The sequence below is a fragment of the Acinetobacter sp. A3 genome (assembly GCF_012371415.1).
Lineage (GTDB): Bacteria > Pseudomonadota > Gammaproteobacteria > Pseudomonadales > Moraxellaceae > Acinetobacter.
In genome coordinates this window covers 59,667-72,490 of sequence record NZ_JAAZQW010000005.1, presented here as the reverse complement: position 1 = coordinate 72,490, position 12,824 = coordinate 59,667, and the positions used below count along the sequence as shown (strand labels likewise).

The following is a 12,824-nucleotide window of genomic DNA, read 5'->3' as shown; positions in this document are numbered from 1 at the left end:
TTAACTAAGATGACGTAAAATAGACGCTCACCTATTTACACTCAAATCACGCCTCAGACTAAAGGATTCCAACTGCATGAACATGAAAGAAATCATGGCTGATCTATCTTCCCACACCCCAATGATGCAGCAATACCTACGGGTGAAGATGGAACATCCACATTCTTTAATGTTCTATCGCATGGGTGATTTTTACGAATTATTTTTTGATGATGCACACAAAGCCGCCAAGCTTTTAGGTATTACACTCACCCATCGTGGTAAAACCAGCGGCAAGCCTATTCCAATGGCAGGTGTGCCGTACCATGCCGCAGAAGGTTATCTGGCTCGCTTGGTCAAAAAAGGCGAAACTGTGGTCATCTGTGAGCAAATTGGCGAAGTGACAGGTAAAGGCCCTGTAGAGCGTGGTGTGGTAAGAATTATCACCCCAGGTACACTTACCGATGATGCCTTGCTTAACACCCACCAATCTTCCAATTTGGTCGCTTTATGCTTACAGCAAAACCAGATTGGCATTGCATTACTGGACTTGAGTGCAGGTATTTTTAAAGTTCAGCAAATGGATTATCGACCTGAACAACTCGCAATTGAACTCTCACGTTTAATGCCAAGTGAAATTGTGGTCGATGAAGATATTGTCGATCCAAATATTATTGAACAGGTTAAAAAACAGCTCGACTGCCCTGTGACTAAACGCCCAAATGTCGATTTTAACCTGAACAATGCACAAAAAACTCTCTGTGATCAATTCAGCGTTTCTACCCTGTCAGGTTTTGGTCTTGATCACCTACCTTTAGCCAAAGCCGCTGCGGCTGCTCTGATTCACTATGCCAAAGAAACACAAAAAACGGCCTTACCGCATATTCGCAGTATTCAGTTAGAGCAAAGCAGTGATTTTATCGCACTAGACCCTGTGACCCGTCGCAATCTTGAATTGGTTGAACCATTGTTTGAACATGGAACATCTTTATTTCAACTCATCAATGACTGCCAAACTTCCATGGGTGGCCGCTTGCTTAGTCGTACCCTAATGCAACCTTTGCGTGATACTGCACTGCTTGATGCACGTTTAGATGCCATCCAAGCCTTGTTACAGGGCTATCATGAATCTCCAGTACGTTTGGTACTTAAAGAAATAAGTGATATTGAACGGGTACTGAGCCGTGTCGCACTGGGTAGCGCTCGCCCACGTGACTTGGTTCAACTACGCCAAGCTTGTGCGCAAATTCCATATTTACGCCATGCATTACAGCCGATTGTTTCTGCACAGCAATCGCAACTCATTCAAAACCTGAATGAAGAATTGGGCGATTTTCATGGGCTGCATCAACGTCTTATGCAGGCCATTGTGGAAAATCCACCTGTTTTATTGCGTGATGGTAATGTCATTGCAGAAGGTTTTGACAATGAACTGGATGAACTGCGTAAAATTCGAGATCACGCAGGACAATTCCTTATTGATTTAGAAATTAAAGAGCGTGAACAAAGTGGCATACCTACTTTAAAAATTGGCTACAACCGTGTCAGTGGTTATTACATTGAACTGACCCGAGCCCAAGCTGAGCAAGCACCTGAGCATTATATTCGTCGTCAGACTTTAAAAAATGCAGAGCGCTATATTACCCCTGAGCTGAAAAGCTTTGAAGATAAAGTACTTTCTAGTGAATCTCGTGCTTTGGCACGTGAAAAAATGCTGTTTGAAATGCTACTGGATGAATTACGCCAAGACATTGCTCAATTACAGATGATGAGCAGTGCGATTGCACAAATTGATTTATTAGCTAACTTTGCCCATCAAGCCCGCTTACGCAATTGGGCACGTCCTGAATATAGTCCTGAAACAGGTATTAAAATCACTGCTGGGCGTCATCCTGTGGTTGAAGCCTTGAGTAAAACAGCATTTACTCCAAATGACACCATGCTGGACTACAATCATCGCTTGGCAATTATTACTGGCCCGAATATGGGCGGTAAATCAACCTATATGCGTCAAACGGCACTGATTGCCCTACTTGGTTATTGTGGCAGTTATGTACCTGCACAAGCCGCTATATTAGGGCCAATTGACCGTGTATTTACCCGAATCGGCTCTGCGGATGATCTATCTACGGGTAAATCGACCTTTATGGTAGAAATGACTGAAACATCACAAATTTTACATCATGCCACCTCGCAATCTTTGGTGCTCATGGATGAAGTTGGTCGAGGCACTAGTACTTACGATGGTTTGTCTTTGGCATGGGCATGTGTTTTAGATTTAAGCAAACGCATCAAATGTTTATGTTTATTTGCCACACATTATTTTGAGCTGACCGAATTAAGCAAAGAGTCAGGGGTAGATAACTACCACGTTACTGCAAAAGAAATGAATGGAAACTTAATTCTGTTACACAAAGTTCAACATGGTCCAGCCAGTCAAAGTCATGGTTTACAGGTCGCAAAACTGGCAGGTATTCCTACTAATGTGATTAAAGAAGCACAAAACCGCTTAAGAATTTTAGAAAAGCAGCAGCTTAAAAATGTTAATTTGGCCGTTCAGGATGATTTATTCACCCCTGCTACCAGCTTGGCAGAAGCTGAAATTATTGAACGTGTGATTGAAGTGGAAAAACCATCACCTGCGCTAGACTTATTGCGCAGTATAGATGTAGATAATTTGACTCCACGTCAAGCATTAGATCAGTTATATGCTTTAAAAGAGCAACTGAATAGCTAATTTAAACCGCTAAGATTTTTAGAAAAAATTAACAAACTAAAGACTCTCAATTGAGAGTCTTTTTCATTTATAAGTTTTTTTGATGGTTTTACCCACTTTTTATCAAATTTAGTAGCACTATCTATATCAAATATCAGTAAAAGCAATTGTTAGTTACAGTGTTTTTTGCCTAAAATAGACTATTCTGAATTAGAACCATATTTTTAGGTAGCTGTCGCCATGACATTTGTTGTCACTGAAAACTGTATTAAATGTAAATACCAAGATTGTGTTGAAGTTTGTCCTGTTGACTGCTTCTACGAAGGTCCAAACTTCCTTGTCATTAATCCAGACGAATGTATTGACTGTGCATTGTGTGAACCTGAATGTCCTGCAAATGCAATTTTCTCTGAAGATGAATTACCAGAAGGTCAAGAAGTCTTTATTGAGCTAAATGCAGAGCTTTCACAAACTTGGCCAAACATTACACAAATTGGCGATCAACCTGCTGACCGTGAAGAATGGAATGGCAAGCCAGACAAATTACAATACTTAGAAAAGTAAGTTTGTCCTGTTTTTAAAAAGATCAGCCTGTGCTGATCTTTTTTTATACCTAAAACACACATTTGATTGCAATATTTTCAAATTTTAACCCGTATTTTCGATTAGAATACGGACACTTTAAATAAATATCTGATTTGCCTAATGAAGCAATTTTTCAAGGCGCTGTTTTCGTTCAGCATTGTTCCCATGCTTTTGGTGGCTTGTAGCTCAACCCCAGACAGAACAACAACGATTACCACGCCCGATGGAAAACGAATTTTCATTCCTCAAGAAAAAATTACCTACGAACGACAGGCAGCACCGAAAATTGTGCCCTACGCCTACAATGCTTGGGTCGCCGTAAGTGACAATTTACGCCAAGTCCGTGAGTACGAACGCTTCTTAGAACAAAATGGTGTGGGCAATATTATCCCTAGTTTTGAATTAATGCGTACTGCGCGAGATTGGCAGCGTTGTGGACGTTCACAGTTTATGATTCCAAGTCGTGAATTGTGGAAAAACCAAGTACCAACCCTACGCGTATTTAAGTATTTAGTTGCCTCTAAAGTTTTAACCGACTTTGAAGTCACCTCAGTGTATCGTGATTTACCACTGAATCAGTGTGCAGGCGGAGCAAATTCTTCTCGCCATTTATTCAACTCTGCGATTGATTTTAGAATTGGTCCACAATTCCCAAATGCCGAAGATTATGCCTACATTGAAAGTACCAAATACCGACTGTGTCAGTTCTGGCATCAATATGGGCAAAGTTTAAATATGGGTTTGGGCTTATATGCTTCTGGTCAAATTCATATTGATACTCAAGGCTATCGTACTTGGGGGCCTGATTTAAGCCGTCATTCATCTATATGTAATTTCTAACTTTTGTTGTTTCAAATGAATGTTTAAAAGAGGTCAACACTGGCCTCTTTTTTACATCTATCGCATCTAAAAGCAGTCGCATTCAACAGTAACCCAGCGTAATAAATTGCACTCTAAGCAGAAAAGTTTACAATGCACACATCGCAACAAAGGTGAGCTGACTATGCAACAAATGTGGACGGATATCGATCACTATATCGAATCACATTTAATCCCCGAAGACCCAATTTTGACGCAAACTTTGGAAAATACCGATGCCAAAGGTTTTCCAGACCATCTTGCCGTTGCCGCAAATCAGGGGATGTTGCTACAAATGCTCATTCAGATGAACCAATGCAAACGGGTATTGGAGTTGGGTACTTTTGCAGCTTACAGCACTATGTGGCTCGCGCGCGCCCTACCTGAAGATGGTTATATTCTAACAATTGAAGGACGGGATACTCACGCTGCTTTAGGTCAAGAAAATATTGATCGTGCCCAGTTGAAACAACAGGTTGAATTGAAAGTCGGACGAGCTGCCGATATTTTAAAAGCACTCCCTGCCGATACAGCAGCCTTTGATTTTATTTTTATTGATGCAGATAAACAAAGCTATCCTGAATATTTAGAACTCAGTCTTAATCTTTCCCATTCAGGTACAATTATCTTTTTAGACAACGTGATTCGCGCGGGTGAAATTTTAAATCCTGAAAATCACAAGCCGAGCATTGAGGGTATTCGTAATATGTTTACTGCAATGCAAAACCATCCTCGAATTTTATCTTGTACCGCATTACAAACTGTAGGCAGCAAAGGTCACGATGGCTTTGCTTTAGCGATTGTAAAGTAAACCCAACGTAAGGTTAAAAAACAACCTGGATCGATTTTACATTATATATTATAATGTTACATGTACTGTCCATACAGTTATCCACAATTTATGCGGATAACCATGGACAGTTGCTCAACAGTTAGATCAGCTCAGCTAAACAATTGCTTACCCTGTCTTTTAATACGTTTTTACTTTGCAACCAATAACGGTACAGTCGAATTACGGAAAATACTGGTGGTAATACTGCCCAAGAAGAATTGATGAATTTTGCTGTGACTAAATGCACCCAACACAATCAGCTGAATACCATGCTCACGCTGATAATCTAAAATATTCTCTGCAACATCACCATAACGGTATTCCACCACCACATCCAAACCGGCTGAGGTTAAGAAATCCGCAGGTTCATTTAACACTTCTGGATGATCGCCCACATAGAGCAAATGGCATTGCAATAATTTAAGCAAATCACTTTGTGCAATGCGCTTCATCATTTTGATACAGGTTGGTGAATATTCATAGGCAAAAATAAAACGTGTCGGCGCTTTAAAATTTTCACCCACAGTCATCACTGTACAATTTGCCCCACGGATAAAGTTTTCAACATTGCTACCCAAAGCTTTATTGCGCTCAGCCGATTTCTCTCCTACTCGGCCAATGACCACAATATCTTCTTCATTCAACAAACTGAAACTTTGTTCTAAAAAGTCGCCTTTTTCCTGTAAATGAGTCGGTACGATACCAAACTTTTCCTGAATCATATTGGAAATATGCTGCAACAGATTGTTGCTGTAGTCTAAGGCTAATTCACTTTGTTTTTGTTCAAGTTCTGATAGTTCTTTTAATAGCATGGCATTACTTTCAAAGCCAATCACACCGCTGATTTCCCCCAAATGATAGCTAGCGGGGTAATAGTCCAACACTTGCAATAACACCAATTCACGTTGAGTTTGTGTTGCAATCCACGCAGCAGCTTCTGCAAGCGCATTAATACAGGGCGAAGAATCAATACAAGCAATTACACGTTTCATTGTTGCCTCACTTACTGCCTTTTGCAGGCTATTTTTAATTGTTATTTTTAACTTAGCACAACTCGTGTTGCAGGGACATGAAAAAATGTAATCAAGTTTAAAGATTTAGCCTGACTGAATAAAAGCTAGTCACGATAACGAATCCGTTTTGCTGGATTTCCTGCTACAATTTCACGTTCCTGAATGTCTTTGGTGACCATGCTATTCATACCCACAACGGCATGTGCTGCAATCTTTACACCATCTTTAACCCCAACATGCGCACCGAGCCAAACATCTCTTCCAATTTCAATGCCTTGTGAACTTACTGCTTGTTGATAGATCGGCTGATCTAATGCCATACCATGATCAAAAGCATATAAATGACAATAGGCTGCAATACGCACTTGGTCATGTAATTTAATGCCTGCACGACCGCCATCTAAAATACAGTGATGGTTTATCGCAACTTCATTGCCAATCTCTAAAGGGCCATGCAAAGTGCAATCTGCTGCAATAAATGTGTTATCGCCAATTTTTATATGACGACCAGGCTCTGCAAAAATGTGTGCTAAAGGTGAGATAAAACAGTTTTGACCTATTTCAACTGTTTCCATTGCCATTAAATAGTCTTGATATTCCTGCTGCCAAGCTTCTGCCCAAATACGATGTTTAGGCTTTAATGACCAATATAGCCACGGCATATAATTTAAACGGTGCTTATGCTGTTCACGATATTTCAAGAGCGGATCTGCATTGCTAGATTCAGTCATGTTGATCTTCTTCAATTATTTTAAGTTGTTCACGCCCACGGCTTATATCTTGTAATTTAAATCTTAATGGATCAATTTGATGTACTTGCAGCAAGGCCTGCACCACTACACCATTTGCAGTATAGTCTTCCTGATACTCTATCTGCTGACTGTTCAACTCGTACTGTAAAATTGCCCATTCATTAAACTGACAGGCAAATTGCACCATTTTTTTCTCAATCAGTTCTATTTTTTCTGCTAAGGCCAAACATTGCCCTGCGCAGCCACCATAGGCACGCACTAAACCGCCTGTACCCAATTTAATACCACCATACCAACGATTGACCAATACCAAAACATTGGTCAGCTCATTGCCCTCAATCGTGGCTAAAATTGGGCGACCAGCCGTACCCGAAGGCTCGCCATCATCATTAAAACGTAATTGATGCCCTATTTTCCATGCCCAGCATTGATGTGTGGTCGATGGATCACGTTGCTGTTCTAGAAAAGTTTTTACCGCTTGCTCATTGTCTACAGGCACTGCGATGGCTTGAAATCGACTTTTTTTAATTTCTTCTTCAAAAGTGATTGGCGCAGCAATGGTAAAAGGCATAACAATCCAGACAAATAACCAGATAAATAAAACCTGAAGATTATAACGTGTTTAGAGCACAACCGACATGAAAAAACCTTCTAGCGAATTTCGATAGAAGGTTGAGTAGTAGTGTATTCATCTGGATTAAAAGTCATCTTTTAACGCAAAGAAAACCATTCAAATTTTTAGACAAAAAAGTCTTCACCCAAATACACTTCACGTACGGTTTCATTTTCCAGAATTTCTTGTGGAGTTCCTTCAGCAATCACTGAGCCTTCACTAACAATATAAGCACGTTCACAAATAGCTAAAGTGTCACGCACGTTATGGTCAGTGATTAATACACCAATGTCGCGGTCTTTCAAGGTACGGATAATATCTTTAATATCACCGACTGAAATGGGATCGACCCCTGCAAACGGTTCATCTAGCAACATAAACTTAGGGTCTGCGGCCAAAGCACGTGCAATTTCAGCACGACGACGTTCACCACCTGACACACTCATCCCTAATGAATCTTTAATATGGGTGATTTTAAAATCTGCCAACAACTCAGCCAAACGCTGCTGACGTTGCTGTTTATTTAAGTCTTTTCGTGTTTCCAAAATAGCCATAATATTTTCAGCAATGGTCAATTTTCTGAAAATCGAAGCTTCCTGTGGTAAATAACCAATGCCCTTACGTGCACGTTCATGCATCGCAAGATCAGACAAATCCAGTTGATCTAAATGGATTTCGCCTTTATCCATACGCACCAAGCCCACAACCATATAGAAACTGGTAGTTTTTCCTGCACCATTTGGCCCTAGCAAACCTACAATTTCACCACTTTTCATTTCAAATGAAACGTCTTTTACCACCCAGCGCTTATTGTAGTTTTTTGCCAAATGCTTAATACATAGCGTTTGCTGACCGCGCTGTGTGCTGTCTTGTGTTGCGCTGCTTTGATCCATTAATCACGCGCTCCCGGGAATGATTTTGAGCTTGATGGTGGAATCACAATTTTGACACGACCCGCATCTGAACCTGTTTTATTTGGTGTACCAATTGCCTCAACATCACCTTTGTTCATGCTATAGCGCAAGGTATTACCACGAATACTGGCACCATCTTGTTCTAAAAGCGCACCACCCGATAAGGTAATAATGCCTGTTTCTGCATTGTAAACAATCTTCTGCGCTTGGCCTTTCGCTAGCCCTTTGGCAGGATCGGTTTTTTGCTGAAATTGTGCAGGTCTACCTGTAGCCGTAATTACACTAATTTCTTTTTTACTGTTCAAATTAGCAACAATAGAGTCAGCCTGTAGCTTCATGGTGCCCTGTTCAATAATCACATTGCCAGTATAAGTCGTTACACCCGAACGCTCACTAAAGGTTGCACGGTCTGCCACCAAGCTAATTGGCTGATTACGGTCAGAAGGAATTGCCCAACTACCTGCCGATGAAAGCACCGCCAAGCCTACAAGTACTGCTTGTTTTATCAACGTTTTAGACGCGGTAAGCTTAGTTTTATGGTTCATACTTTCCTCGAATATTAAAAAATTCGTATTGGCCGTCATTTAAATTGGCTTTTAAACCCTGACTGATAAAATCTGCTTGTGGTGACTGTACCACCACCTGCTTATCAGTATTGATTTCACGTGTTTTGGGAAGCACGTTTAATTCTGCTGTTTCAAGCGTAAGCTTGCCTTGATTAAGTAACTTTGTTGCTAAAACCTGATCGGACAACACCACTTTTTCATTGTCATTAAAACCTTGCGCTTGCTTGGCATAGAACGTGGCATCTACCTCGCCCGCCTTGTACATCGAAGCATTTAAATTTTCCAGCTTAGAGGTCTTTTGCTGCATATCTTGCTCTAAACGGTCAATTTGAGCGCGTACATATAAATTGCCCTGCTCATCGGTCTGGGTCAGATGAATTTGCTCGGCTGAATAAGTCATCGAACGTGCAGCGTCAGTTTCCAGTTTTTTGCCTTTACCGCTGTAATAGTAATAACCACCACTTACAGCTGCAATTGCAATCGCAGTAACGTATAAAACTTTAGTATCCATAAGTGGGGCTGTAACTCAAATCTTTGAATGCATGACGTATTAATGAGGGATTGTGAGATATTTTTCAAGTAACTCTTGGTATACGCCTTTGGCAGTTAAAATCATATCGCAGATTTCACGTACCGCACCACGACCACCCATGGCTTGTGTTACTAAATCTGCACGGCGACGCACCTCAATATGTCCATTAGGTACAGTCACTTTCATACCTGCAATGGAGAATGCCGACAGATCAGGCCAGTCATCACCCATGTACATACAATCTTGAGGTGATAAACCCAGTTGTGCACACGCTTCCTGTAACGCTGTACCTTTGTCTTCACGCCCTTGATAGACCAAGTCTACGCCTAAATCAGACATGCGTTTTTCGACAATATTGCTTTTACGCCCTGTAATGATAATGACCTTGACGCCAGCCTGCTGCACCAATTTCATGCCTAAACCATCACGAATATCGAATGATTTAATTTCATCACCACTGTTGGTCAGGGTAACAAAACCATCACTTAAAATTCCATCGACATCTAAAACCAAAGCTTCAATATGACGTGCTTGCTCTAATAAAATATAAGATGCCATTGTTTAGTTCACCCCTGCTTGAATCAAGTCATGCATACTGATCACACCAATGACCTTATTGGCATCATCCACCACCACAAACTGATTAATTTTACGGTCACGTAATTGTTCTAAAGCTTCAACTGCACGCGCTTCTTGTGAAATAGTTGCAGGGTGCTGTGTCATCACTTGCCCGACTTGTAAATTCACATCAAAGCCCTGTTGCTTATCAATTAAACGACGTAAGTCACCATCGGTGAAAATGCCTAATAAGACATCATTCTCATCCACAATTGTGGTTAAACCTAGACGTTTGTTTGAAATTTCGTATAACACCTTGTTCATTGGTGTATCTGGTGCAACTTTTGGTAGCTCGGTACCCGTGTGCATCAAATGCTTCACATGCAATAACAGACGTTTACCTAATGCTCCCGCAGGATGCGAACGAGCAAAATCATCGGCAGTAAAACCACGTGCTTCAAGCAAGGCGACCGCCAAAGCATCACCCAAAGCCAAGGTTGCTGTAGTACTGGAGGTTGGTGCCAAACCAAGCGGACAGGCTTCCTGAATATTACCCAAAGTCAGTGCCACATCGGCATTTTGTGGCATTGGCCCACGATCATCACCACTAATCGTGATTAGCGGCACTTCTAGATGCTTGATGAGTGGCATTAACATCATGATTTCATCACTTTTGCCTGAGTTGGAAATGGCAATTAAAACATCTCCACGTACCAGCATACCCAAGTCACCATGCCCTGCTTCACCCGGATGCATGAAGAAAGACGGCGTACCTGTAGATGCAAATGTTGCTGCCATCTTACGGCCGATATGCCCAGACTTCCCCATACCCGTGACAATCACCCGACCTTTGCAATGCAGCATAATTTCGCAAGCACGGCTAAAGCGATGGTCAATTTGCGTAGCCAAGACCTGCAATGCTTGCTCTTCTATTTTTAATGTGTCTAAGGCTACAGATTGAAAATCAATGGTATTTGGCATGTTTTCTATTCAATGTTGGACTTAAATAAAGTGTGGTACACAGCCTAATAAAACAGGTTTATTAGAGCCGCTTAGATTTTCGCAATTTTAGCATATCTATGCAATTCTAAGCTTTGATTCTGAGTGTGTTTTTTGTTTTTATCGTTTTGTAGATATTCCTTAAAGCTCTTCAATATCTACACCTATTTGACTTGTTCTTTTTTGACAAGCCCTGAGTTAGAAATAAAGTTCCTGCTTAGGTTATTTAATGAATATCTATGTAAACGACGCCTGAACTTTTTGCTGTGTCTAAATGAATACTGCAAAAAAACTTCCATAAAAAAACGCCTATCTTTCGATAGGCGTTTTTAAAATTTTGGAGCGGGAAACGAGACTCGAACTCGCGACCCCAACCTTGGCAAGGTTGTGCTCTACCAACTGAGCTATTCCCGCAATATGGAAGTGAATTATAGAGAATTTCATACAACTGTCAACTCTCTATGCTTCCAAGTGCTCAATTAATCAGCACGACGCCATACTGTACCCTGACGGGTATCTTCCAATACTACGCCTTGATCAAGTAAAGACTGGCGAATTTCATCGGCACGGGCAAAGTCTTTGGCTTTTTTGGCATCCTGACGCTGCTGAATCAATTCTGCAATGGCTTGTTCAGACAAACCTAAAGCATCCTGACCAATATCAGACTTCAGGAATTCATCTACATCATGCTGTAACAAACCTAAAATATTGGTCAAATGACGCAAGGTTGAATAATACACAGCCGCCTGTTCTGCCTGCTGCTCTTTTACCGCACGGTTCAGCTCTTTATTGACTTCAAACAGAACTGCTATCGCTTCTGCAGTGTTAAAGTCATCACGCATTGCAGCATTAAAGCGCTCTACCAAAGCCTCATCTAACGGCTCAACAGTTTTCGCACCATAAGCTTGTTGATAAGCTTTAAATGAGTGATAGAAACGTGATAAAGCAGTTTTCGCTTCTTTCAAGGCAACATCGGAGAAGTTTACAGGGCTACGATAATGTGAAGACACAATAAAGTAACGGATCACTTCAGGATGGAACTTTTCCATCACATCGCGGATAGTGAAGAAGTTACCCAATGACTTTGACATTTTTTCGCCATCGACATTAATAAAACCGACGTGCATCCAGTAATTCACATACTGCTCACCTGTCGATGCTTCAGACTGGGCAATTTCATTTTCATGGTGTGGGAACATTAAGTCTGAACCACCGCCATGAATATCGAAATGGTTGCCTAAGCAGCAAGTCGACATTGCAGAACATTCAATATGCCAACCAGGACGTCCATTGCCCCATGGAGAAGCCCAAGATGGTTCATTTTCTTTGGCATGTTTCCAAAGAACAAAGTCAAATGGATGCTTTTTATCGACTTCAACATCTACACGTTCAGATGCACCCGCTTGCATGTCTTCCAGCTTACGGCCTGAAAGACGGCCATATTTGTCAAATTTTTCGACCTGAAAATAAACATCGCCATTGCTTGCAGGATAAGCCGTGCCTTTATTTACTAAATTGCCAATCATGTTTTGCATTTGGTCAATAAATTCAGTGGCACGTGGTGCTGCATCTGGCTCAGCACAGCCTAAGTTTGCTGCGTCTTCATTCATGGCTTGAATAAAACGATCCGTTAAAGCCTGAATACTCTCGCCATTTTCATTGGCACGTTTAATAATTTTGTCGTCAATGTCGGTGATGTTGCGTACATATTTCACCTTCCAACCCTGACTACGTAAAAAGCGAATGATGTAGTCAAATGCAACCATAACCCGCGCATGTCCAATATGACAGTAATCATAAACCGTCATACCACAGACATACATGTCGATATGTCCTTCTTTACGCGGAACAAATTCAACTTTTTTACGTTGCTCTGAGTTATATAGAACAAATGGTTGCATAGGTTT

General features: G+C 41.1%; 13 protein-coding genes and 1 tRNA gene. 4 read left to right on the top strand and 10 right to left on the bottom strand.

The window, feature by feature from the left end; genetic code table 11:
• Positions 1 to 76: 76 nt before the first annotated feature.
• The 4 genes from mutS to HHA42_RS03345 all read left to right on the top strand — a co-directional run bounded on the left by mutS (position 77) and on the right by HHA42_RS03345 (position 4,949).
• The gene (gene mutS / locus HHA42_RS03360) at positions 77 to 2,716 is read left to right on the top strand and encodes a DNA mismatch repair protein MutS (RefSeq protein ID WP_168417934.1); all 2,640 of its coding nucleotides are present in this window, start codon (positions 77 to 79) and stop codon (positions 2,714 to 2,716) included.
• Positions 2,717 to 2,935: 219 nt separating this feature from the next.
• Positions 2,936 to 3,259: a ferredoxin FdxA gene (gene fdxA / locus HHA42_RS03355; protein ID WP_004973093.1), complete on the top strand. Its 324-nt coding sequence runs from the start codon at positions 2,936 to 2,938 to the stop codon at positions 3,257 to 3,259.
• Between the two features lie 141 nt (positions 3,260 to 3,400).
• Positions 3,401 to 4,120: a D-Ala-D-Ala carboxypeptidase family metallohydrolase gene (locus HHA42_RS03350; RefSeq protein WP_168525430.1), complete on the top strand. Its 720-nt coding sequence runs from the start codon at positions 3,401 to 3,403 to the stop codon at positions 4,118 to 4,120.
• 163 nt (positions 4,121 to 4,283) lie between these two features.
• Complete coding sequence (locus HHA42_RS03345) at positions 4,284 to 4,949, top strand: O-methyltransferase (protein WP_168461720.1); 666 nt, start codon at positions 4,284 to 4,286, stop codon at positions 4,947 to 4,949.
• A 170-nt stretch (positions 4,950 to 5,119) separates the two neighbouring features.
• Here HHA42_RS03345 and HHA42_RS03340 read toward each other — a convergent pair whose 3' ends face one another.
• From HHA42_RS03340 to cysS, 10 genes are all read right to left on the bottom strand, one after another.
• Positions 5,120 to 5,962, bottom strand: a complete 843-nt coding sequence (locus HHA42_RS03340; RefSeq protein ID WP_168461718.1) for a universal stress protein — start codon at positions 5,960 to 5,962, stop codon at positions 5,120 to 5,122.
• Positions 5,963 to 6,087: 125 nt separating this feature from the next.
• Positions 6,088 to 6,714 carry an acyltransferase gene (locus HHA42_RS03335; RefSeq protein WP_168461717.1) on the bottom strand — a complete coding sequence of 209 codons (627 nt, stop codon included), beginning with the start codon at positions 6,712 to 6,714 and terminating at the stop codon, positions 6,088 to 6,090.
• Complete coding sequence (locus tag HHA42_RS03330; RefSeq protein WP_168461716.1) at positions 6,707 to 7,306, bottom strand: YigZ family protein; 600 nt, start codon at positions 7,304 to 7,306, stop codon at positions 6,707 to 6,709. The genes HHA42_RS03335 and HHA42_RS03330 overlap by 8 nt, the downstream gene beginning before the upstream one ends.
• Positions 7,307 to 7,473: 167 nt before the next feature.
• The gene (lptB, locus tag HHA42_RS03325) at positions 7,474 to 8,241 is read right to left on the bottom strand and encodes an LPS export ABC transporter ATP-binding protein (RefSeq protein WP_168417940.1); all 768 of its coding nucleotides are present in this window, start codon (positions 8,239 to 8,241) and stop codon (positions 7,474 to 7,476) included.
• Positions 8,241 to 8,807 carry a lipopolysaccharide transport periplasmic protein LptA gene (lptA, locus tag HHA42_RS03320; RefSeq protein WP_104852159.1) on the bottom strand — a complete coding sequence of 189 codons (567 nt, stop codon included), beginning with the start codon at positions 8,805 to 8,807 and terminating at the stop codon, positions 8,241 to 8,243. Before lptA ends, lptB begins: the two co-directional genes overlap by 1 nt.
• Positions 8,797 to 9,339, bottom strand: a complete 543-nt coding sequence (gene lptC / locus HHA42_RS03315; RefSeq protein ID WP_168417942.1) for an LPS export ABC transporter periplasmic protein LptC — start codon at positions 9,337 to 9,339, stop codon at positions 8,797 to 8,799. The genes lptA and lptC overlap by 11 nt, the downstream gene beginning before the upstream one ends.
• A 39-nt stretch (positions 9,340 to 9,378) precedes the next feature.
• A complete protein-coding gene (locus tag HHA42_RS03310) occupies positions 9,379 to 9,918 on the bottom strand; it encodes an HAD-IIIA family hydrolase (RefSeq protein ID WP_168417943.1) in 540 nt (179 codons plus the stop codon).
• 3 nt (positions 9,919 to 9,921) lie between these two features.
• Complete coding sequence (locus HHA42_RS03305; protein WP_168417944.1) at positions 9,922 to 10,899, bottom strand: KpsF/GutQ family sugar-phosphate isomerase; 978 nt, start codon at positions 10,897 to 10,899, stop codon at positions 9,922 to 9,924.
• A gap of 356 nt (positions 10,900 to 11,255) precedes the next feature.
• Positions 11,256 to 11,331 (bottom strand) — tRNA-Gly (locus tag HHA42_RS03300).
• 65 nt (positions 11,332 to 11,396) lie between these two features.
• Entirely contained in the window at positions 11,397 to 12,818 is a 1,422-nt protein-coding gene (gene cysS / locus HHA42_RS03295) for a cysteine--tRNA ligase (RefSeq protein ID WP_168417945.1), read from the bottom strand.
• Positions 12,819 to 12,824 lie beyond the last annotated feature (6 nt).

What these genes read in the sequence shown, in the direction of transcription:
- mutS (WP_168417934.1), top strand. Translation starts at nt 77, where the DNA reads ATGAACATGAAAGAAATCATGGCTGATCTATCTTCCCACACCCCAATG.
- fdxA (WP_004973093.1), top strand. Translation starts at nt 2,936, where the DNA reads ATGACATTTGTTGTCACTGAAAACTGTATTAAATGTAAATACCAAGAT.
- HHA42_RS03350 (WP_168525430.1), top strand. Translation starts at nt 3,401, where the DNA reads ATGAAGCAATTTTTCAAGGCGCTGTTTTCGTTCAGCATTGTTCCCATG.
- HHA42_RS03345 (WP_168461720.1), top strand. Translation starts at nt 4,284, where the DNA reads ATGCAACAAATGTGGACGGATATCGATCACTATATCGAATCACATTTA.
- HHA42_RS03340 (WP_168461718.1), bottom strand. Translation starts at nt 5,962, where the DNA reads ATGAAACGTGTAATTGCTTGTATTGATTCTTCGCCCTGTATTAATGCG.
- HHA42_RS03335 (WP_168461717.1), bottom strand. Translation starts at nt 6,714, where the DNA reads ATGACTGAATCTAGCAATGCAGATCCGCTCTTGAAATATCGTGAACAG.
- HHA42_RS03330 (WP_168461716.1), bottom strand. Translation starts at nt 7,306, where the DNA reads ATGCCTTTTACCATTGCTGCGCCAATCACTTTTGAAGAAGAAATTAAA.
- lptB (WP_168417940.1), bottom strand. Translation starts at nt 8,241, where the DNA reads ATGGATCAAAGCAGCGCAACACAAGACAGCACACAGCGCGGTCAGCAA.
- lptA (WP_104852159.1), bottom strand. Translation starts at nt 8,807, where the DNA reads ATGAACCATAAAACTAAGCTTACCGCGTCTAAAACGTTGATAAAACAA.
- lptC (WP_168417942.1), bottom strand. Translation starts at nt 9,339, where the DNA reads ATGGATACTAAAGTTTTATACGTTACTGCGATTGCAATTGCAGCTGTA.
- HHA42_RS03310 (WP_168417943.1), bottom strand. Translation starts at nt 9,918, where the DNA reads ATGGCATCTTATATTTTATTAGAGCAAGCACGTCATATTGAAGCTTTG.
- HHA42_RS03305 (WP_168417944.1), bottom strand. Translation starts at nt 10,899, where the DNA reads ATGCCAAATACCATTGATTTTCAATCTGTAGCCTTAGACACATTAAAA.
- cysS (WP_168417945.1), bottom strand. Translation starts at nt 12,818, where the DNA reads ATGCAACCATTTGTTCTATATAACTCAGAGCAACGTAAAAAAGTTGAA.